The organism is Crocosphaera watsonii WH 8501 (genome assembly GCF_000167195.1).
Taxonomy (GTDB): Bacteria; Cyanobacteriota; Cyanobacteriia; order Cyanobacteriales; family Microcystaceae; genus Crocosphaera; species Crocosphaera watsonii.
On the sequence record NZ_AADV02000062.1, the window covers coordinates 1 to 20063 of the forward strand.

The 20063-nt window shown below is 40.6% G+C and carries 16 protein-coding genes, 1 tRNA gene and 2 pseudogenes; 11 read left to right on the forward strand and 8 right to left on the reverse strand.

Features of this window, described 5'->3' with window-relative positions; translation table 11 throughout:
- Positions 1 to 1154: IS4 family transposase (locus CWATDRAFT_RS37430; protein ID WP_007306692.1), on the forward strand; the 1154-nt coding region annotated here is incomplete at its 5' end.
- Positions 1155 to 1350: 196 nt separating this feature from the next.
- Here the strand turns inward: CWATDRAFT_RS37430 and CWATDRAFT_RS19720 are convergent.
- The 5 genes and pseudogenes from CWATDRAFT_RS19720 to CWATDRAFT_RS19745 form a co-directional block, all read right to left on the reverse strand.
- Positions 1351 to 2850, reverse strand: coding sequence for an autotransporter outer membrane beta-barrel domain-containing protein (locus tag CWATDRAFT_RS19720; protein ID WP_050018368.1), 1500 nt, complete (start codon positions 2848 to 2850; stop codon positions 1351 to 1353).
- A gap of 128 nt (positions 2851 to 2978) precedes the next feature.
- Entirely contained in the window at positions 2979 to 4493 is a 1515-nt protein-coding gene (locus CWATDRAFT_RS19725) for a group II intron reverse transcriptase/maturase (protein WP_007306708.1), read from the reverse strand.
- A 567-nt stretch (positions 4494 to 5060) separates the two neighbouring features.
- Positions 5061 to 5815 (reverse strand): annotated as a pseudogene (locus CWATDRAFT_RS41890) (filamentous hemagglutinin N-terminal domain-containing protein); the annotation flags it as partial.
- A 130-nt stretch (positions 5816 to 5945) separates the two neighbouring features.
- Complete coding sequence (locus CWATDRAFT_RS19740) at positions 5946 to 6146, reverse strand: hypothetical protein (protein WP_007311808.1); 201 nt, start codon at positions 6144 to 6146, stop codon at positions 5946 to 5948.
- Between the two features lie 335 nt (positions 6147 to 6481).
- A complete protein-coding gene (locus CWATDRAFT_RS19745) occupies positions 6482 to 6862 on the reverse strand; it encodes a hypothetical protein (RefSeq protein WP_007306704.1) in 381 nt (126 codons plus the stop codon).
- A gap of 79 nt (positions 6863 to 6941) precedes the next feature.
- Between CWATDRAFT_RS19745 and CWATDRAFT_RS19750 the strand changes: the two genes are divergently transcribed.
- Both CWATDRAFT_RS19750 and CWATDRAFT_RS19755 read left to right on the forward strand, forming a co-directional pair.
- Positions 6942 to 8381: an NF041680 family putative transposase gene (locus CWATDRAFT_RS19750; RefSeq protein ID WP_007306693.1), complete on the forward strand. Its 1440-nt coding sequence runs from the start codon at positions 6942 to 6944 to the stop codon at positions 8379 to 8381.
- Between the two features lie 442 nt (positions 8382 to 8823).
- Complete coding sequence (locus CWATDRAFT_RS19755) at positions 8824 to 9789, forward strand: protochlorophyllide reductase (protein ID WP_007306694.1); 966 nt, start codon at positions 8824 to 8826, stop codon at positions 9787 to 9789.
- Between the two features lie 381 nt (positions 9790 to 10170).
- Here the strand turns inward: CWATDRAFT_RS19755 and CWATDRAFT_RS19765 are convergent.
- Positions 10171 to 10252 (reverse strand) — tRNA-Leu (locus tag CWATDRAFT_RS19765).
- A gap of 164 nt (positions 10253 to 10416) precedes the next feature.
- On the opposite strand from CWATDRAFT_RS19765, the gene CWATDRAFT_RS19770 reads away from it, so the two are divergent.
- The 5 genes from CWATDRAFT_RS19770 (at position 10417) to panB (ending at position 15345) form a co-directional block, all read left to right on the forward strand.
- On the forward strand, positions 10417 to 10740 hold the full coding sequence (locus CWATDRAFT_RS19770; RefSeq protein ID WP_007306695.1) for a DUF6825 family protein: 324 nt from the start codon (positions 10417 to 10419) through the stop codon (positions 10738 to 10740).
- Positions 10741 to 10802: 62 nt separating this feature from the next.
- On the forward strand, positions 10803 to 12557 hold the full coding sequence (locus tag CWATDRAFT_RS19775; RefSeq protein ID WP_007306696.1) for an ABC1 kinase family protein: 1755 nt from the start codon (positions 10803 to 10805) through the stop codon (positions 12555 to 12557).
- A 267-nt stretch (positions 12558 to 12824) separates the two neighbouring features.
- The gene (locus tag CWATDRAFT_RS19780; protein WP_007306697.1) at positions 12825 to 13550 is read left to right on the forward strand and encodes a Stp1/IreP family PP2C-type Ser/Thr phosphatase; all 726 of its coding nucleotides are present in this window, start codon (positions 12825 to 12827) and stop codon (positions 13548 to 13550) included.
- Between the two features lie 242 nt (positions 13551 to 13792).
- On the forward strand, positions 13793 to 14482 hold the full coding sequence (gene bchM, locus CWATDRAFT_RS19785) for a magnesium protoporphyrin IX methyltransferase (RefSeq protein ID WP_007306698.1): 690 nt from the start codon (positions 13793 to 13795) through the stop codon (positions 14480 to 14482).
- 74 nt (positions 14483 to 14556) lie between these two features.
- Positions 14557 to 15345: a 3-methyl-2-oxobutanoate hydroxymethyltransferase gene (gene panB, locus CWATDRAFT_RS19790; RefSeq protein WP_007306699.1), complete on the forward strand. Its 789-nt coding sequence runs from the start codon at positions 14557 to 14559 to the stop codon at positions 15343 to 15345.
- Between the two features lie 33 nt (positions 15346 to 15378).
- Here the strand turns inward: panB and CWATDRAFT_RS19795 are convergent, their stop codons facing one another.
- Positions 15379 to 15858 (reverse strand): transporter substrate-binding domain-containing protein, encoded by a 480-nt coding sequence (locus CWATDRAFT_RS19795; protein ID WP_007306703.1) that lies wholly within the window; start codon positions 15856 to 15858, stop codon positions 15379 to 15381.
- 38 nt (positions 15859 to 15896) lie between these two features.
- Here CWATDRAFT_RS19795 and CWATDRAFT_RS19800 point away from each other — a divergent pair, with 38 nt between their 5' ends.
- Together CWATDRAFT_RS19800 and CWATDRAFT_RS19805 are read left to right on the forward strand one after the other, a co-directional pair.
- Positions 15897 to 17627: an FG-GAP repeat protein gene (locus tag CWATDRAFT_RS19800; protein WP_007306700.1), complete on the forward strand. Its 1731-nt coding sequence runs from the start codon at positions 15897 to 15899 to the stop codon at positions 17625 to 17627.
- Positions 17628 to 17719: 92 nt separating this feature from the next.
- On the forward strand, positions 17720 to 18127 hold the full coding sequence (locus tag CWATDRAFT_RS19805) for an integrin alpha (protein ID WP_007306701.1): 408 nt from the start codon (positions 17720 to 17722) through the stop codon (positions 18125 to 18127).
- A 144-nt stretch (positions 18128 to 18271) separates the two neighbouring features.
- Here CWATDRAFT_RS19805 and CWATDRAFT_RS19810 read toward each other — a convergent pair whose 3' ends face one another.
- Complete coding sequence (locus tag CWATDRAFT_RS19810; RefSeq protein ID WP_007306702.1) at positions 18272 to 19366, reverse strand: RNA-guided endonuclease InsQ/TnpB family protein; 1095 nt, start codon at positions 19364 to 19366, stop codon at positions 18272 to 18274.
- Positions 19367 to 19471: 105 nt separating this feature from the next.
- Here CWATDRAFT_RS19810 and CWATDRAFT_RS19815 point away from each other — a divergent pair.
- Positions 19472 to 20058 (forward strand): annotated as a pseudogene (locus tag CWATDRAFT_RS19815) (helix-turn-helix domain-containing protein).
- The last annotated feature ends 5 nt before the right edge of the window (positions 20059 to 20063 follow it).

Consider the following 20063-nt stretch of genomic DNA (forward strand, 5'->3'; position numbering starts at 1 on the left):
GCTTTTTAGCAGTTTATGAATCTCATTTTACCAAACATTTAACACAAACACAGTTCGAGGCTTTTAGAATTTTACTGTGGTTGCTGACAGTACATAAACAGGTTAGAATAGAAAGGTTAGCAGCTTGTTTTCCTTTACCAATCCTTTATCAAAGTCGTCGTAAACATATCCAGAGATTCCTAGTTTTGTCAGCTTTAGCCATTCCCAGATTCTGGTTTCCTGTGATTAAAGCTATTATTTGTAAAGAATTTAAGACTGGCTCTCGTCTGATTATAACAATTGACCGAACCCAATGGAAAGATAAAAATGTTTTCATGGTTGCTGTTATCTGGAAAAAGCTGGCTTTACCCATCTATTGGACACTTTTAGGGAAAAGAGGAGCTAGCAGATTATCTGAACAACAGGCATTAATTCAACCTGTTCTTTGTCTTCTAAAAAACTATGAGTTAGTCATTCTTGGAGACCGAGAATTCCACAGTGTTAAATTAGCTTATTGGTTGAAACAAAAAAGTAAAAAACAAAAGTTATTCTTCGCTTTTCGTCAGAAACAAGGTACAAACCAGAAAAAAGATGATGAAGATTATCAAACTTTTTCGCAGTTAGGAATGAAACCTGGGATGAAGATGTTTTTAACTGGGGTTTCAGTCACTAAAAATAAAGAGTTTGGAAACTTTAATGTGGGAGCATATTGGAAAAGAAAATACAAGGGCAAACAGGAAAAAGAGCCTTGGTTTATTCTTACCAACTTAGACAGTTTATCAGAGGTCTTGAAAGTCTATCGAGCCAGGGCAGGTATTGAAGCTATGTTCAAGGATTGTAAGACAGGGGGTTATAATTGGGAGGGAAGTAAAGCCAATAATAAACGACTAAATTCCTTGATTTTATTAATAGCGATCTCTTACACTGCTACTTCTTTAAAAGGCAAAACATTTCGACAAACCAATCAAGGAAAATATATTGCTCGTCTAACTGAAAAATCAAGACATGACCGAAGACATAGTAATTTTTGGATAGGACTTTATGGCTCTCTTTGGATTCACGCTTGGGAATTTTGCTCTGATTTTATTTCAATTATGATGAGCAATAATCCCCAGAAACTCAACAATTATAAAAAAGGGTTACAAGCCATGTCCATAATAGATAAGACGGCTTAATTCCCCTATTTTATCTTAACATAAAATAACCAGTGGGAGATGATTTATTTTAGATGTAACTATCCAAAATAAACCAATTTTTATTATTTAATAAAAACTAATATTGCCCAAGGGGTTGATTTTGAGCATCAACTCTGTGGGGGGGAGGACGGTGTAACCCTCCTCCCCCCCACACACACGGCAAGAATGATTATCATTATTGTTTATTCTCAATAAGCCCTCTAGTTTTTGACAATTTATAGAGCGATCGCCACGGCTGAAACCCTCTTTCAATCAGGGTTTTAACGGGCTTGTCACCCCGTGAGATAAACAGGGCATTAATATCAATGTTTCCTCCGTTTCCTGATCCTCCTGTGGTTCCTGCGGTGGTAGAAATGCTACTTGCACGACGTAAGCTTAAAAATTGCTCCACATCGAGGCTAATATTTCCCCCTTCTCCTGAAGCAGTTTCGGCTGATAAACGACTACCATGATCCAAAAAGATATCTCTAGCTTGTATATTAATATCCCCGGCATTACCTAACCCAAAACTACTAACCGTAACTTCTGAATCGTTATTAACGGTTAGATTATCGGTGGTAATGGTTAAACTCCCTGCATTGGCTAAAGCATTATTTGATTCTAAAACTTCTGGCTCAAAACCCAATTCTAAGGCGGTTTCTGGATCTAACGCTTCACTGGTAGCAGTTAGTTGACTTTTTCCATCCAACAAAATAGCTCCTGCATTCAGTGTTAAATTACCCCCTTGACCCGTTCCAATGCTTCTAACAGCTACTTCTGAGCGGTCATTCAGCGTTAATCGATCCGTATGAATGGTTAAATTTCCTGCATTTCCGGTTCCTTCAGATGATGCAGTTATAACTCCTTGATTATCTAAAAAGATATAATTAGCGGTAATATCGACGTTTCCTGCATCACCTTGACCTAAACTTCCTGCTGAAATAATGCCATCGTCAGTAACTATTAGTTGATTTGTGTTAATGGTTAAATTACCCCCTGGAGAAAATCCTTGTAAATTGAGATCCGTAAAGCCTGATTCAGTTGAAATTCTACTTGGAGCTGTGACCGCTTGATTGGGGACAAACCCACTACCAATGACCTGTATCGATTCAAAAGCATTAATTGTAATTGTTCCACCTTTGCCAGTATCTACAGCGGTTACTGCTAGTATCTGTCCACCATCCTGTAGAATCAATCGATCAGTATTAAGGTTAATTTGTCCACCATTTCCTGTACCACCGGTGGAAGTTGTTAGGATACTAGGAGTAGAAAAACCCGTTCCAATCAGTTCAATAGATTCTGATGCGTTTATCTCTAATTGACCACCCTGACCTTGTCCAAGGCTAACAGATGAAAGAACTCCCCCATCTCGGCTAATAAACTTTTCGGTTTGAATCTGTATATTCCCCCCATCTCCACTTGCATTCCGAGTTGTTCGAGCCTCTATTCTTCCATTTGATAATTCTTCCCTTGTCCCACCAAGAATTTCAAAGGATTCTGAGGCATTAATATTAATATCTCCGGCTGGTTCTGAACTATCCGTTTCACTAAAAATCTGTCCTTGATTTAACTTGATTTGTCTTCCTTGTAACTGAACGTTGGAATTATTTGCTTCAATTAATGCGCCTTGAGATAAAGAAATATTTTTAAAGTTTTCAACACCATCATAATTTATCTCAAATCCTATAGTAGTCAATCCCAATTGAACTTGACTATTGCTGCCGACACTTCCAAGTTCAGGTTGAGTCGAGGGGAGCTATTATGCTCCGCCCCTCTCGTTTAGATCCGGACGTGCGTATTTCTACGCATCCGGCTCCCGACAAATTAGACTTTTCCAGTCTTGCCCATGTGGATATATTGGTGACAGCTATGGTGGACTGCCATTAAGTTTTTGGGTTTCCAATTATCGTGGTTTCCGTCTATGTGATGTAGGTGAACCCTCTCATCGTCCATAAACTTTAATCCACAATGTCCACATGAATGGTCTTGTCTTTTCAGACATTTAGAGGTTATTCCGTCATAGAGCTTGTTTTTACGCTTACTCCAGTAAACGGTGTCTCCATCGTAGGGTGATTTATTTCCTTTGACGTTGACATGACGGTTTTCACTATAAGGTACTGTTGGAAAAGCCTTCTTGATAAGTTCTGTTGCCGTGTGTCGGTTCAGTTTCTTTTCTTTGTTGAAGACTTTGAAGGCTTTATGTGATGTTCCCCATAAGGAGAAGCGAGAGCCGTCCAATTTACAATACCTGTGATAATTTCGCCATCCTCTTACTAGGGGGGCTAATTTCTTAGCTTTAACCCTAGCCCCATAATTCGAGCAGTTGACTATGTTTTTAACTTTCTTACGGAATGCTTTGTAATTGTCCTCTGATGGGACGCATCTGAACTTTCCGTTGGAATGTACTTTGAAGTGCCATCCTAGAAAGTCAAATCCATCTGTCGATTTGACTAACTTGGTTTTCTTTTCACTCACCTTTAGCCCTCTGTCCGCCAGGAATTCTTGAATGTCTTTGAGTATCTTGTCTGCATCGTCTTTAGGCTTTAGAATAACAACCATGTCATCCGCATAACGGATGCTGCTGTGGATGTCTTCTATACCGTCCAATGCGACGTTAGCTAATAGTGGACTTACCACCCCCCCTTGGGGGGTTCCTTGTTCTGGAAAGTGAGGGTTAACCCCTGCTTTCAGGCATCTCCATATACCTGTTTTTATTGTTTGTGGGGCAATTATCCTTTCCATAATAGAGGTGTGGTTTATCCTGTCGAAGCACTTTTCTATATCTAGCTCAAGTATCCTCTTATTTACTCCTTTTGCGTGGGAGTTTAGATTGATTTGTAGAATCTTTTGAGCGTCGTGCGTTGAGCGTCCAGATCTGAACCCGTAGCTTCTGGCGTGAAATAGTGCTTCATGGGCTGGTTCTAGGGCGTATTTAACGAGGCATTGCCACGCTCTGTCAGCCATAGTTGGAACCTTTAGCATTCTGGTTGTTCCGTCCTTTTTGGGGATGGGTATTTCTCTCAGCTTTGAGTGTTTCCAGTCATGTGCTTTGAGTAACCTTTCTGCTAAGTCGAACCGTTGTTTGAGGTTGAGGGATTTTACCCCATCAATTCCTGCGGTCTTCTTACCAGTATTTAGCTGTGATACTTGTCGGACAGCGAGTAGTCTAGCTGCCTTGGATTTCAAGATAAGTTTCTGAAGATTCCTAGCTCGTCTAGTGTCTTCTGCTTGAATGGCTTTAAACAATCTTCTTTGGAGACGAAAAAGATTTCTGCGAAATTTCTTCCACGGAAGGCTTTTCCAGAGTTCACTAAAATCTTTGATTTTGTGTCTAACCATGTTCACCTCTGTTAATCGTTTTCTTTTTGCCTCGAAGCAATTACGCTTCGTCCTACCCGAATCTAGAGAGTTCCGCATCTCGTCTTGCCTACTCAGGGTTCGACTATCTCCTGAGACTCTAGATTCGTTTTTATTCGTTCCGTCCGATGATTGATTGTCCCTTTAGATGGAACCACTTTGACTATCGGAAACCCAAGTTTATGTCAGTCATAAGGGTAAGTGCTGACGGGTTACATTGCTCCGATGGGGTCAGGGGGTGCTATTCTTTCTGCTTTCCTGCCCTCAAGTAAGTCACTTTTCTAGGTTCTGTTTCATCATGGGGACTCCTGTAACGCCAGTGTCACCAGCAGTCGGTGTCTGATTGCATCCTATTCCCAGCTTCAGCCTCCAAAATTCCGAGTTTGGTCACTGTGGGTAGGTCTTGAGTCAGCCGTAACCTTCGGCGGTGGGACTTGCACCCACATCATTCGGACAGTTACTCAGAACCCCTTCTAGGGTATCTGAGCGAGTCACACGCTGTACCTTTGTCTAGGACTGGGTATCAGTTTTCTGACTCATCGAATCGCACACCCTTCCTTGAACAACCGTGAGATTACCTCCTGGAAAATCAATATCCCCACCCACTAAAGCAAAGGTGTTACCAGGGTTTAAGTTAAGGTTATTTGCCCGGTTCACAATTGCCCCTGGATTTGAGCCAAATTGCAACCCCACAGGACTACTCATAGTTAATAGGGGGTTAGGTTGTAAATTGGTTGCGCTAAACTGCACTCCATCAGCAAAGATCATACTCTCAGCAGTGGTTGCGAGGAATGACCCCTTAATATTTATTTGAGCATTAGGACCGAAACTAATGCCATTAGGATTAATTAAGGTGATTTCTGATAAAGGAGATCCCTTACGATCCCCCCTAACCCCCCTTAAAAAGGGGGGAATAATTGGAAAAGCAGGTATATTCAAGTGTGGAAATCACCTAAAATAAAATTGGCTGTACCATTTACTGTGATCGTTCCTTCAATGTTAGACAATGAAGATCCAGTAACACGATTAATAATATTATTGATAGTTAGGGAATTCTGAAAATTAACGGTAGTGCCGTTGGGAACAGAAAATTGCTCAAAACTGTGAAAAAGATTTTTTCCCCTTTGTTCACCCCCTGTAATCGTCAATATCCCGTCCTTGGTTATATGTTCGACTTCGGTTCCAACTGTATGATCTGTAGTAATTTGAGCTAATGCACTGGGTATGGTCAGGGTTTGGTTAATAATAACACCGACACCAACAATGCAAGGATAAAACGATTTAATTATATTAGGGGCTTTCATCGGGATGAGTCATACAAAAAACTTCCTTGACCCAATTATAATCAGAGTTTTAACTTAAGCGTATAATGTCAACTTAATTCTTATAGATAATTAATTTTCACTACTTAAATTACACTACCCACTACCCGCCTCAGCACCAGGGAAAGCATTTACTTCCTTGAGAACCTTCTTGAGAGGGCTTAGTATTTTTATCAGATTTATTATTTTCAGTTGTTTCAGTTCTATTTTCTTTAATAGTTTCAACGTTAACTGGTGCAGCGAATGCAGAAACATTAATACCAGCAGTTAAAGCGACGGTTAAGATAGCAGCGAAGGTGTTGTTAAATTTCATTTTGATTGGCTCCTGTTGTTTTCTTGTTGTTTTTATAATAGTCGGTTTCTTTGGTGAAAGACTACCGAACAAATGCGTGAATTCTTAAGAAAAAGTTTTTTCTTATGTACGTACGGGAACCTAAGTATTAGCTCAGGATACGGTTTACACAGAAAAGTAAAAATTTTGATAAAGTCGTCTAGATGATTGGACTTTGGATAAAAAACAATTGTTAGCGTAAATTTTACGCTAAACATATCTCCAGAGCTAAAATAGAGAATTAAGGTGATTTTAAAAACTCTCTTTCCATCTTTTTAGGGGATTTTAAATATTAAATAGCTTCATTCAGTTTCGGTTCAAATATAGATATCTAAGTAGCTTTCAGTTAGAGATTGAATGACTCGTTCTAATTCATCAATGAGATTTCTTCTAGTGAGTTTTTCTACAGCATCAATATGAGCAGAACTTTCGGCTCGTCCTAAATATTTATATTTGGTTTTTTTCTCATTATTAGTGGCCATAGGAAAAATTGATTCAGCAGCCTGTAGTTTATAATACCAGTAGATTGTTCCCTTTCCATTAACCTGATAACGAATAATATGACAATTAGCTGGTGCTACTTCCCCTTCCCGTTCAATTTTCTTTATTTTCTGTTTAAGAGAGCGAATTAGACTCTTAATTTGTTTGGCTCTCAGGTGGACATCTTGACTGGTCTTAAGTTCGGAATGTGATGACATTAGCCTTAACTATAACAAACAACCTCTTTTGACGTTAGCGTACATATTCCGCTAATTTATAAGGTAATAAATTTTAAAAATGACCAAAAATGAAACGGCTACGTCTGTCGAGGAATTCCTGGTGTGGAGGTCTAACCTCTTCCAAGGACTAAAAGCTAGAAAAGAAACTATTATAGAATTACTCGATGCCCTCTCCAGTAACCAACAAGCTCACTCAGTCGTTGAATTGTCTCTCAATCCTTTATTTAGAAGAGATTATAACAGTTTATATAGAGGAATTCAAGAGTTTTTACCCACTCAAACTGACCCTAATTATGAACAGAGAATTGAGACTTTATTTTTAGCGGTATCGAGAACAATTCCTCCCACTTCAAAACATTATAACTTATTTGGTATTGACACAACTCCCTGTCCACGACGGTTTGCCGAAACGTTAGCGGATAAAACCTTTATTCATTACCCCAATCCAATTAAGGGAAATAAACCCATTAATATTGGACATTGTTATTCCGTTGTCTGCGCTTTACCTGACCAAATAGACACAGAAAAAGTCCCTTGGGCTGTCCCCTTATCAGGAGAGCGAGTCCCCTCTAAACATAAAGGAGTAAATCAAGGCAATCAACAACTAAAAAAAATCTGGCAAAGTTCTTTATTTTCTGATAAATTATCTGTCTTAGTGGCTGATAGTGACTACAGCCAAAAGGATTTTATTGGGGAACAAGTTAAGCATGAAGACGTAGCTACTATTACAAGAGTTAGAAGTGACCGAGTTTTTTATCGTCAATTTATTCGGGACCCAAATCAAGCCAAAACTTCGGGACATCCCCGTTGGTATGGGGATAAATTTGACCTTAAAGATGACCAAACTTGGACTGAACCTGATGAAGTTCATCATGTTCCCTTTACAACGAAAAAAGGTCGTCAATTAACAGTGACTATTTCGGGATGGAAACAGATGTTAATGAGAGGAACTAAAAACTATAAAATGAACAATCACCCCTTTACTTTACTCCAGATTGTTGTCAGAGATCAAGAAAGAAATAGTATTTGGAAACCTATGTGGCTTATTGTTATTGGTTCTCGGCGCGATGAGTTAAGTTTAGTTGATTGTTATCAGTGTTATCGACAACGTTCTGACATGGAACATCTTTTTCGATTTGGTAAACAAAGATTATTGATGACATCTTATTTAACTCCCGATGTACATCATGAAGAAAATTGGTTTAAACTAACACTTCTTTCTTATGTAAATTTGTGGGCTGCCAGAAAATTAGCTGTGGTTTTACCCCGTGATTGGGAACAGTATTTGAAGACTAATAAATCCATCAAAATCACCCCTAGTCTAGTTCAAAGAGACTTTTCAAGAATAATTACGACCTTGGGGACTTTCGCCAAATTTCCCAAACGTCGAGGTTTTTCTTCCGGACGTATTAAAGGTTACAAAAAAGCCCCACGAACTCGTCATGATGTTATCAAGAAAGGGAGCAAAAAATCAACTGAAAACTTAAAAGCTCCTTAGTTTTCCTCAGAATCTATAGATTAGCCCTATTTGTCAGCCAATTTTATTGACTGATACAGAGCCGATATTTTGGGATTTTAGTTCAGCGTAAAATATACGCTAACAAACTTTTTTTGTCCAAAGTCCAATAGATGAAAATATCTAGAACTTGTTAAATTTAGACTTAATCCTGTTTAACTTCTGGAAAGAAACTCAATGTTTTCTAACTGTTAAGCATTGTAACAAGAAAGTGTAAGATAAGTCTGTGATTCAATCTATTTTGAAACTTTGTCGTGGATCACAGTTTCTGAGTGATTACGGTAATAGCACCATCGTTGTTACCATAGAGGTAGTGAACAGTGACCAGTGAGCGGTGAGCAGTGAGCAGTGAGCAGTGACCAATAAGCTTGACTGATAACTGGTCACTGAATCACATAAAATTTTTTGGGAGCCGCAATCTATAATGGTAGAAAATCGTCAATCAACAGTAGTGATTACAGGAGCCTCATCAGGGGTAGGGTTATACGCTGCTAAAGCCCTGGCTGATAGAGGTTGGTATGTGGTTATGGCTTGTCGAAATCAACCGAAAGCCCACCAAGCAGCCCAGTCTTTAGGAATAGCTTTGGATGCTTATACTGTGATGCACATTGACTTAGGTAATTTAGACAGTGTCAGACAGTTTGCTCAAGATTTTCGGGCTACTGGCAAGACTCTTGATGCTTTGGTGTGCAACGCAGCTATTTATATGCCTCTACTCAAAGAACCCCTACGCAGTCCTGAAGGCTATGAATTAAGTATGACCACCAATCATTTAGGTCATTTTCTCCTCTGTAATTTAATGTTAGAGGATCTATCACACTCCTCTGCCCCGGAAAAACGGATGGTCATTTTGGGGACTGTTACCCATAACCCCGATGAATTAGGGGGTAAAATTCCACCCCGTCCCGACTTAGGCAACTTAGAAGGGTTTGCTGATGGCTTTAAAGAACCTATCTCTATGGTCGATGGCAAGAACTTTGAACCAGTAAAAGCTTATAAAGATAGTAAAGTTTGTAATGTTCTCACCATGAGGGAACTTGATCGACGCTATCACGAAAGTACCGGGATTGTTTTCACCTCTCTTTATCCAGGATGTGTGGCGGATACACCCTTATTCCGTAACCATTATCCCCTCTTTCAAAAAATCTTCCCTTGGTTCCAGAAGAATGTTACAGGGGGTTATGTTTCCCAAGAGTTAGCTGGTGAACGGGTGGCCGATGTGGTCACCAAACCTGAATATGGCGAGTCTGGATCTTATTGGAGTTGGGGAAACCGTCAGAAAAAAGATCGTCAAGCCGCTTTTGTGCAGAATGTTTCACCCCAAGCTCAAGATGAAGCAAAAGCAGAAAAGATGTGGAACCTGAGTGAAAAATTAGTGGGACTTGCCTAAATACAATAAGAAAATCGAGTTATGAATTAACTCGATTTTCTTCAGAAATTTGGTATTTTTTCCCTAATGTTAGTTTCTTGGGAAAATTAGGATAAAAGACAAGAAATAGAAAGTCCATGCAAAATTTATTCAAAAATCAGTTTGTACAAGCTTTAGGCGTTGCTGCTTTAGTGTATTTAATTTTTCAAGCATTGGGATGGGGCGTAGAGTCTATTCTCAATATTCTGGAAAGTTTCTCTAGATGGTATAGATATTTAAGAAAAGGATTCATTTATTTGGAGTTGACCATAACAATAAATCCAAGTTAACTATGATTAAACAACACTATTCGCAACAAAATATTTGTTTAACTTGGGAAAGTCTATGAGTAAAAAAAATAAATGCGGATGGCGAGACTTGAACTCGCATGGCGTGAGCCACACGCCCCTCAAGCGTGCGTGTCTACCGATTCCACCACATCCGCTCCTTCGCGTATTGCAGTCCTCATAGTAGCACATATTAACGGACAGACAACATAAAAAAAGAATTAATTTTTGGCAAATAAGATACAATATTCAGGGGTCTAGAAGACATTTTTTCAAGAAGCAAGATATAATCATCTGCAAAAGCGTTAATAATGTTAATTAGATGAGTAACCCTGTTCTCCATGCCTTCTTTTTAGGGCGAGCCTTTGCCGAAGTTGTCGGTGAGAAAGTAGAAGAGTCCCTGACCAACGCCGTGAGCGATTTAGGGAAATTTGATGCCGAACAACGGGAAAATCTCCGTCAGTTTATTGAAGAAGTGCAAACGCGCGCCGAACGGGATGTTACCCAAGGCAACACTAGCACCACTACTACCAGCACCACTGATAACGGCTCACCTACGGATCTCCAAGAAACTATCGACGATTTAAGAGCCGAAATCGCCCGCATGAAAGCGGAATTGAAAAATTATCGCGACCAAAACGCATAATTCTTCGCTTAACTTTTAAATTTATTATATAAGCCCAAATTAGTAAAACCCAAAGAAACCGAGTGTCTGCCCTGTCATCAAACACCAAATCATCCCTAGTTAAAAAGCAGGGGGCTTCTGCCTCCAGAAAGCTTACCAAGCTAGAAACGGCTGAAAAATACCGTTGGAACCGTGAAAACTATTCTATTGCCCGCCGTCGTATCGATATTTGGCGGTTTGTTCTTTCCTTGCTCTTCCGTTTTTGGCGCAATGGCAAAAAATGGAGTTATAAGGGTGGCTTTACCCAAGAAAAATTAGATGCAAGACGCAAAATACAAGCGGTTTGGATACGGGAAAATTTGTTGAATTTGGGTCCAACCTTTATCAAAGTCGGACAACTATTCTCAACCCGTGCGGACTTATTCCCGGCTGAATATGTTGACGAACTTTCTAAGTTACAAGATGAAGTTCCGGCTTTTACCTACGAACAAGTGAGCAAAACCATCGAAAAAGACTTAGGAAAACCCTTATCCAAGCTTTTTCGCAATTTTGATCCTGTCCCCATCGCTGCAGCTAGTTTAGGTCAAGTTCATAAAGCTAAGCTCCATTCTGGGGAAGAAGTGGTTGTTAAGATCCAACGTCCTGGCCTCCAGCAACTGTTTACTATTGATTTGGCTATTTTGAAGAAAATTGCTTATTATTTCCAAAATCATCCCAAATGGGGTAAAGGAAGGGACTGGATTGGTATTTACGAAGAATGTTGTAAGATTCTTTGGGAAGAAACAGATTATCTCAATGAAGGGCAAAACGCTGATGCCTTTCGGCGCAATTTTAGGGGTGAAAATTGGGTGAAAGTGCCAAGGGTGTACTGGCGGTATACTTCCCCCCGTGTGCTAACTTTAGAGTACCTTCCAGGGATTAAAATTAGTCATTATGAAGGATTAGAAGCAGCAGGGTTAGATCGTAAGTTATTGGCGAGATTAGGGGCTAAAGCTTATTTGTGTCAACTGCTCAACGACGGCTTTTTCCACGCTGATCCTCACCCTGGAAATATTGCGGTAGATACAGACGGATCGTTAATTTTCTACGATTTTGGCATGATGGGGCGCATCAACACCAATGTCAGGGAAAAATTGATGGATACCCTCTTTGGTATTGCTCAAAAAGACGGCGATAGGGTAGTATCCTCCTTGATAGCTTTGGGTGCTTTGAGTGCTACAAGTGATATGGGGCCGGTGCGTCGTTCGGTACAGTTCATGTTAGATAACTTCATGGACAAACCGTTTGAGGAACAATCTATTGCTGCTATTAGCGATGATTTATATGAATTGGCTTATGATCAGCCTTTTCGCTTCCCTGCTACATTTACCTTCGTAATGCGAGCGTTTTCTACCCTGGAAGGGGTAGGTAAAGGCTTAGATCCTGATTTTAATTTTATGGAAGTGGCTCAACCCTTCGCCTTAGAGTTAGTGGCGGATCTCGATGGTAGCACGGGCAATAGCATAATAGACGAACTTACCCGTCAAGCTACTCAGGTGAGTAATACAGCCCTTAGTCTCCCCAGACGCATTGACGATACTATAGAAAAGTTAGATCGGGGTGATATTCGTTTAAGAGTCCGTTCCGTGGAATCTGATCGTTTATTACGTCGTCTTGGTATGATGCAAATGGCTACAAATTATAGTGTGTTTGTCAGTGCTTTAGTTATTTGTGCTACCCTTTTATTTATCAACGGTTATATCAGAATTGCGATCGCAGCAGTTATGTTAGGCTTAGTTCCAGCATGGGCCTTGGTTCGTCTTCTGCGTCGAATTAATCGTTTAGATAAAATGTTTTAGCTTACCGCTTTGGTGTCGAACTAACTGTGATCTAGGATGGGGTGGAATTTCACTCCTGTGGTATAATCGAGACAGTGGAGTTTTTAACTGCATTATAAGTTTTTGTTGCCTGCTCAGACCCTTTTTAGGGCGAGAGAGTAGGGGCAATTGGTATCGCCCAGGGAGCAGTAGTGGTGTACTGGTTCGTGTTTTCACCTTCCTGAAGTATACTCGCCGTAAAACGGCGCGGGAGTATCAGCTAAATTAACTAACTAAATAAATTGATCAATGATGAATCGTCGCTTCACCGGTTTAACTGACACAGGACTGTTGAGATCGGTCAATCAAGATAACTATTATATCGATCCTGAGGGACGTTTTTTCGTGGTGGCAGATGGGATGGGTGGCCACGCCGGAGGACAGGAAGCTAGTTTGATAGCAACCCAACAGATTAAAGCGCATTTAGAACAGTATTGGGAGTCTGAAGCATCTTCCCATGATATTTTAGAAGAGGCAATTTTAAAAGCCAATGAGGGCATACTAGAAGACCAACAGCAACACCCTGAACGGGGAGAAATGGGTACCACTGCGGTTGTGGTACTATTTCGTGGAGAGCAGCCTTTAAGGGCTCACGTAGGAGACTCTCGACTCTATCGTATTCGTGAAGGGAAATTGGAACAAATCACCGAAGACCATACCTGGGTAGCTCGGGCCTTAAAAATGGGAGATATTGACCCCGAACAGGCAAAAACTCACCCGGGAAGGCACGTTTTATTTCAGTGTTTAGGTCGTAAGGATACTCAAAAACCAGAAATTGGCAGACTAGATATTGAACCCGGCGATCGCCTTTTACTGTGTAGCGATGGTTTGACGGAAGAGGTTGCCGATCCCGCTATCCAAGAAATTTTTGACCACAGCGAATCTTGTGATGAGATTGCTCAAAATTTGGTCGAAGCAGCTAAGGATGGGGGCGGTTCAGATAATATTACGGTGGTGGTGGTGGTTCAAGAATAATACCTCGTCGTTAATGATAGGGTTGAAATTCAACAAATTAAGCGAGAGTCCCCACGCTCAGGTACGGCGTGGGGAGGTAGAGCTTGGTGATTGAGGGATTCGATGTCCCGAAAATCACCAAAAGGTTCTTAGAGTTGCGGTGGAGTCTAGATGCAAGCCTCGATTTCAGCGTTAGCGAATCGAGGTAGTTGACATACTCAGGTAAAATAGAAAGTTGTGCTTAAAAAAACCTTCGTGAATCCATGAATACTGCCACTGATGATAAAACCATTGTCAAGGATTACTTTAATGCCACAGGATTTGACCGTTGGCGTAGAATTTATGGTGATGGAGAAGTCAATAAAGTCCAAAAAGATATTCGCGTCGGACATCAACAAACCATTGATACAGTGGTAGGCTGGTTAAAAGCTGACGGCAATCTCCATAGTCTCTCTCTCTGTGATGCTGGTTGTGGGGTAGGCAGTTTAAGCCTTCCTTTAGCCCAGGAAGGAGCTAAAATATTTGCCAGTGATATTTCTGAAAAAATGGTCACAGAAGCCAAAGAAAGGGCGCAAAAAGACCTTAAAGATGCCAGCAATGTAACGTTTGCGGTACAAGACTTAGAAAGTTTAACGGGACAATATAATACGGTTATTTGTCTAGATGTCTTAATCCATTATCCCACCGAGGATGCAGCTAAGATGATTAATCATCTAGCATCTTTGGCTGAAAAACGTTTAATCCTTAGTTTTGCTCCAAAAACCCTTTGTTTAACCCTTCTCAAAAAGATTGGTGAGTTTTTTCCTGGTCCAAGTAAAACCACTCGGGCTTATCAACACAAAGAGAAGGATATCATAGAGATATTAGAAAACAATGGCTTTACCATTCAACGTAAAGACATGACTAGCACTCGTTTTTATTATTCTCGCATTCTTGAAGGAGTCAAAGAATAAGCCATTGCTGATAATTATTGGTTCTAGGGGCTTAATATATTAAGCCCCTACATATAAGGCAGGTTTGGAATATCATGGGACTAACGACGCAACAATTAATCTCTTGGAAACAACAAGGCCGTCCAATTGTAGCCTTAACGGCTTGGGATTACGCCTTTGCTCAATTATTGGACAAAGCCGGTGTTGATATTATTTTGGTGGGTGATTCTTTGGCTATGGTAGCTTTGGGCTATGAAACCACCCTACCAGTTACTCTGGATGAGATGTTATATCACGCGGCCGCTGTTCGTCGGGGAGTCAAACGGGCTTTGGTGGTGTGTGATTTACCTTTTCTAAGTTACCAAGAAAGCATCAGTCAAGCTATTCATGCCGCCGGAAGGGTTTTAAAAGAAACAGGGGTACAAGGGGTTAAACTCGAAGGTGGACACCCTGCCTCCCTAGAAACTGTTGCTCGTTTGAGTGATATTGGGATTCCAGTGATGGGCCATGTAGGGTTAACCCCTCAGTCGGTGCATCGTTTGGGTTATCGTCAACAGGGAAACACCGAGGCTGAGGCTGAACGTATTTTATCGGAAGCGATCGCTTTATCGGAAGCGGGGGCTTTTGCTGTTGTTTTAGAACATATTCCAGCTAACCTCGCGAGAATAATTACTACAAAGTTACCTATTCCTACTATTGGTATTGGTGCCGGAGGCGACTGTGATGGGCAGGTTTTGGTAACAGCAGATTTATTGGGACTCTCGGAGAAAAAACCGCCTTTTGCTAAATCTTATCTCAATTTAAGAGAAATAGTTATTGGAGCGGTTAATGATTTTTCCCAAGAAGTTCGAGAGAGAAAGTTTCCTGAGAGTGATCAATTATAGAGATTCTTCGTTCTTCGGAATGACAATTATCCATTACTGTTGAGGGGGAACTTGTTCAAGGGTAATAATAATCATTTCAAAGAAATCTTTAATCCTCTGGGAGTCAATGGGAACAACTCCATCTTCTCCAAAATAACGATTTACTATTTCTACATAACGGGGATCACCATTAATATAACCATCCATCATTTTACCAATGGTTAAGTTAACTAAATCCAAAAAAGTAGAATCGTGTTGGGGAACCATACAAGCAATTCCATGCCTAAAATAAGCTTGTTCAGGAACTACTTTATAATCATCTGGTTCATCTAAAGTTTGTCGCATTCCTTCCAAAATAGTTCCATCAAAGGCAAATCCATCCACTTCCCCGTCTTCTACCGCTTTAAGTCCTGCTTCTATACTATCAACCATAACAATATCAACCTCAGATTCAATCACTTTTATTGCATCGGGACGCAGAATATTTTCAATAAGAGGAATACGTTTATCTTCAAAGGAATCTGGAGATGACAAGTCACTATTTTCCCTGACTAAAACGTTCAGGTTTTTCTGTGAGTGGAGCAGGGGATATTAATGGAGATGGCTTTGATGATATTATTATTGGGGCAAGAACAGCCGACCCCAATGGCAATGAGAGAGCAGGAGAGAGTTATGTGGTTTTTGGTGCTGTTGGTGGGTTTAGTGGCAGTTTAGACTTATCATCCCTCGATGGTAACAATGGCTTTGTTATTAATGGGATTGATGAATATGACTTTTCAGGGGAATCTGTTAGTGGAGCAGGGGATATTAATGGAGATGGCTTTGATGACATTCTTATTGGCGCTGCTAATGCCCCCAATGGCATATATGATGCAGGAGAGAGTTATGTGGTATTTGGTTCTGCTAGTGGTTTTAGTGCCAGTTTAGACTTATCATCTCTCGATGGTAGCAATGGCTTTGTCATTAATGGTATTGATGAATTTGACTTTTCAGGGGAATCTGTTAGTGGAGCAGGGGATATTAATGGAGATGGCTTTGATGACATTCTTATTGGGGCAAGCTCTGCCGACCCCAATGGCAATTATGATGCCGGAGAGAGTTATGTGGTATTTGGTGCTGCTAGTGGTTTTAGTGCCAGTTTAGAGTTATCATCTCTCGATGGTAGCAATGGCTTTGTTCTTAATGGTATTGATGAAGATGACTATTCAGGGAGTTCTGTTAGTGGAGCAGGGGATATTAATGGAGATGGCTTTGATGACATTCTTATTGGGGCAAGCTCTGCCGACCCCAATGGCAATGAGAGAGCAGGAGACAGTTATGTAGTCTTTGGTTCTGCTAGTGGTTTTAGTGCCAGTTTAGAGTTATCATCTCTCGATGGTAGCAATGGCTTTGTTCTTAATGGGATTGATGAAGATGACTTTTCAGGGAATTCTGTGAGCGGTGCAGGGGATATTAATGGAGATGGCTTTGATGACATTATTATTGGGGCATTAGGTGCCTCCCCCAATGGCAATAGATCAGCAGGAGAGAGTTATGTGGTCTTTGGTGCTGTTGGTGGTTTTACTGCCAGTTTAGAGTTATCATCTCTCGATGGTAGCAATGGCTTTGTTCTTAATGGTATTGATCAAGGTGACAATTTAGGGGTTTCTGTGAGTGGAGCAGGGGATATTAATGGAGATGGCTTTGATGACATTATTATTGGGGCATTAGGTGCCTCCCCCAATGGCAATAGATTAGCAGGAGAGAGTTATGTGATCTTTGGCAGTGCTGACTTCGGTGATCCTGTAATTCCTGATAACATAGCACCTCTATTAACAGAAATTAACTTAGTCTCTTCTACCAATGATCTCACCCTTCAAATAGGATTTAATGAGGCAATCTCCCGAAATAGCCTGAACTCTAATAACTTCCAATTGTTTGATTCTCAAGGTCAAATCATTCCTCTGGAAGATATTCTTCTTCGTAATGAAGATCGTATCATTGAATTGAGTTATGACACTAGACTGGAAGGGGATTATTCTTTAATCATCCAACAATCTGAAATCACCGACTTAGCAGGTAATGCAGTAGCTGATGAAGATTTAAACCAAACAATTACCGTTACTGATGTTTTTATCCCCATAATTGAAACAAATCTCATCAACGATACAGGAAATAGTAACAGCGATTTCATCACCAATGACCCTCGCATAACAGGTCAGATTGTTGACAGTAGCACCATTACTGAATTTACTGCGCTATTTGATAGCCCAGAAAGTGGTAATTTTGTCAATATCTTAGAACAATTAGGGTTTGCTGAATAAAAGCGAAACCCTATTTAATATTTAAAATTCCCTAAAAAGATGGAAAGAGAGTTTTTAAAATCACCTTAATTCTCTATTTTAGCTCTGGAGATATGTTTAGCGTAAAATTTACGCTAACAATTGTTTTTTATCCAAAGTCCAATAGTGGAGCAGGGGATATTAATGGGGATGGCTTTGATGACATTCTTATTGGGGCATCTGGAGCCGACCCCAATGGCAATAGATCAGCAGGAGAGAGTTATGTGATCTTTGGTTCTGCTAGTGGTTTTAGTGGCAGTTTAGACTTATCATCTCTCGATGGTAGTAATGGCTTTGTTCTTAATGGTATTGATGAATTTGACGGTTCAGGGAGTTCTGTCAGTGGAGCAGGGGATATTAATGGGGATGGCTTTGATGACATTATTATTGGGGCAATATTTGCCGACCCCAATGGCAATGAGAGTGCAGGAGAGAGTTATGTAATCTTTGGCAGTGATGAGTTTGGAGGGGGTAATAGTTGAAGTGAGATCTCCTGTAGGTTAAGTTAAACGAAATCATTATCCGCTTTTAGAAACTTACGATAATCAATATAATCTATGATTATCTGTTCTATTCCTGCTTCAACTAGGAGAGTCGGCTCTTAACTATCCACAGGCTGACACGGACTAGCTGTCCGCCAAAGCTGCTAGGTTTCTAGCAGCGTTAAGATCACGGTCTAAAGAGAATCCACAAGACTCGCAGTTAAAGGTGCGCTCTGACAAACTAAGTTTATCTTTCTTAAAGCCACAGTTAGAGCAGGTCTTACTACTAGGAAACCAAGGGTCAGCTAGTATTAGCTCTGACCCTACAAGCTTACACTTGTAGGTTAGTTGTCTTCTAAACTCGTAGAAGCCCATATCCTGTACCGCCTTGGCGAGTTTACGGTTAGCTAACATTCCAGATACATTAAGATCCTCGACAACTATCTTGCTGTGGTTCTTAGCTAGATAGGTAGTGAGCTTATGCAATGTATCTTTACGGATGTTAGCTATCCTTCTATGCAGCCGAGCTATCTTAATCTGGGCTTTCTTGCAATTGTTAGACCCTCGGAGCTTGTGGCGATTTAACCACTGCAATCTTGATAGTCTCTTCTCGTAAGAATTGTAAGACTTTGCTCCTTCTACTACCACCTCAGTTGATAGAGTGGCTAGAGCCTTAACGCCAAGGTCAACACCGACCACATCATTACTTTTGGGTGTATCTAATGGTTCCACTTCTAGCAGCCAGCTAATAAACCATCTGTCAGCTTGGCGGCTAATAGTACAACTTTTAGGCTTAAAGCCTTGAGGTAACCTTTCGTAAGTTCTTAAAACTCCAAGCCTCGGAACTTGTATCTTATAGTGGTCTACTACTTTGATAGTTCCGTCTAAGGTAAAGCTGTCCCTTCGACCCTTTTTCTTAAATCTAGGTGGTTTGGAAGTTTTCTTGAACGCCCTGTCCCACGCCTTCCTTAAGTCTCTAAGAGCATTTTGTGGGGCACACTTTGATACTTCGTAGTACCAATCTTTCTCTGATTTAACGTATTTGACTAACCACTTATGCAGGTCGATAGCAGAGGGGAACTTTATGTTATCCTCTGGGTTAGCTTTGTTATAATCTAATACCTGTTTGGTCAGGGCTAAGCCGGCGTTCCAAGCGTGTCTTGCTATCCCAGCGTGTTTATGTAGCTGCGTTCTTAGCTTGTTATTTAAGATAATTTCGGTCTTAAATCCAAGTAGCATGGTACACTTGAGTAAATACTACTCACATATTAACTTATGCCTAGTGCAGCTTGGCGAAAGTAATCCACCAGATTTTTACAGAAACTTTCGTGACTAGCCACGACAATGTGTTTCAATGAAACTAACGGAAGAATCTCGAAGTTGATGTCCATGATAAAAGCATTGCCAATTAACCTCTCCAACCTACAGAAAACAGTACTCCAACAAATAGTGAGAGGGACAACAAACCCCTATCGCCTTGTTAGACGAGCCAAGCTAATCTTAGCCGCAGCATCAGGAGAGAGCAATAGTTCGATTAGTCGAAGATTAGAATTAGACCGAGTACAAGTGCGTCAGTGGCGATCGCGATGGTTTGAGGAGAGAGAAAAACTGAGTGCCGCCGAAGAACAACAGGTAACGGAGAAAGCATTAATGGTCTTGATCAAAGGAATTTTAAGCGATCGCCCAAGACCTGGAACAACAAAATCCTTTACGGTCGAACAAGTAGTCCAGATTGTAGAGATCGCTTGTGAAGAATGTGAAAAATCAGACAGACCAGTGAGCCATTGGACACCTTCAGAGTTGGCGGATGAAGCCATAAAAAGAGGAATTGTCGAAAAGATTTCCCCCCGTAGTGTGGGGCGTTTTTTAAAAAGAAAGCGACCCATTACAACCACATCTTTCGTTCGTTACTGGTTAAATGCCAAAATTGATGATC

Excerpts from the sequence above, each read along its gene's own strand:
- CWATDRAFT_RS19725 (WP_007306708.1), bottom strand. The coding sequence starts at position 4,493 with ATGGTTAGACACAAAATCAAAGATTTTAGTGAACTCTGGAAAAGCCTT.
- CWATDRAFT_RS19740 (WP_007311808.1), bottom strand. The coding sequence starts at position 6,146 with ATGAAATTTAACAACACCTTCGCTGCTATCTTAACCGTCGCTTTAACT.
- CWATDRAFT_RS19745 (WP_007306704.1), bottom strand. The coding sequence starts at position 6,862 with ATGTCATCACATTCCGAACTTAAGACCAGTCAAGATGTCCACCTGAGA.
- CWATDRAFT_RS19750 (WP_007306693.1), top strand. The coding sequence starts at position 6,942 with ATGACCAAAAATGAAACGGCTACGTCTGTCGAGGAATTCCTGGTGTGG.
- CWATDRAFT_RS19755 (WP_007306694.1), top strand. The coding sequence starts at position 8,824 with ATGGTAGAAAATCGTCAATCAACAGTAGTGATTACAGGAGCCTCATCA.
- CWATDRAFT_RS19770 (WP_007306695.1), top strand. The coding sequence starts at position 10,417 with ATGAGTAACCCTGTTCTCCATGCCTTCTTTTTAGGGCGAGCCTTTGCC.
- CWATDRAFT_RS19780 (WP_007306697.1), top strand. The coding sequence starts at position 12,825 with ATGATGAATCGTCGCTTCACCGGTTTAACTGACACAGGACTGTTGAGA.
- bchM (WP_007306698.1), top strand. The coding sequence starts at position 13,793 with ATGAATACTGCCACTGATGATAAAACCATTGTCAAGGATTACTTTAAT.
- panB (WP_007306699.1), top strand. The coding sequence starts at position 14,557 with ATGGGACTAACGACGCAACAATTAATCTCTTGGAAACAACAAGGCCGT.
- CWATDRAFT_RS19805 (WP_007306701.1), top strand. The coding sequence starts at position 17,720 with ATGTTTAGCGTAAAATTTACGCTAACAATTGTTTTTTATCCAAAGTCC.
- CWATDRAFT_RS19810 (WP_007306702.1), bottom strand. The coding sequence starts at position 19,366 with ATGCTACTTGGATTTAAGACCGAAATTATCTTAAATAACAAGCTAAGA.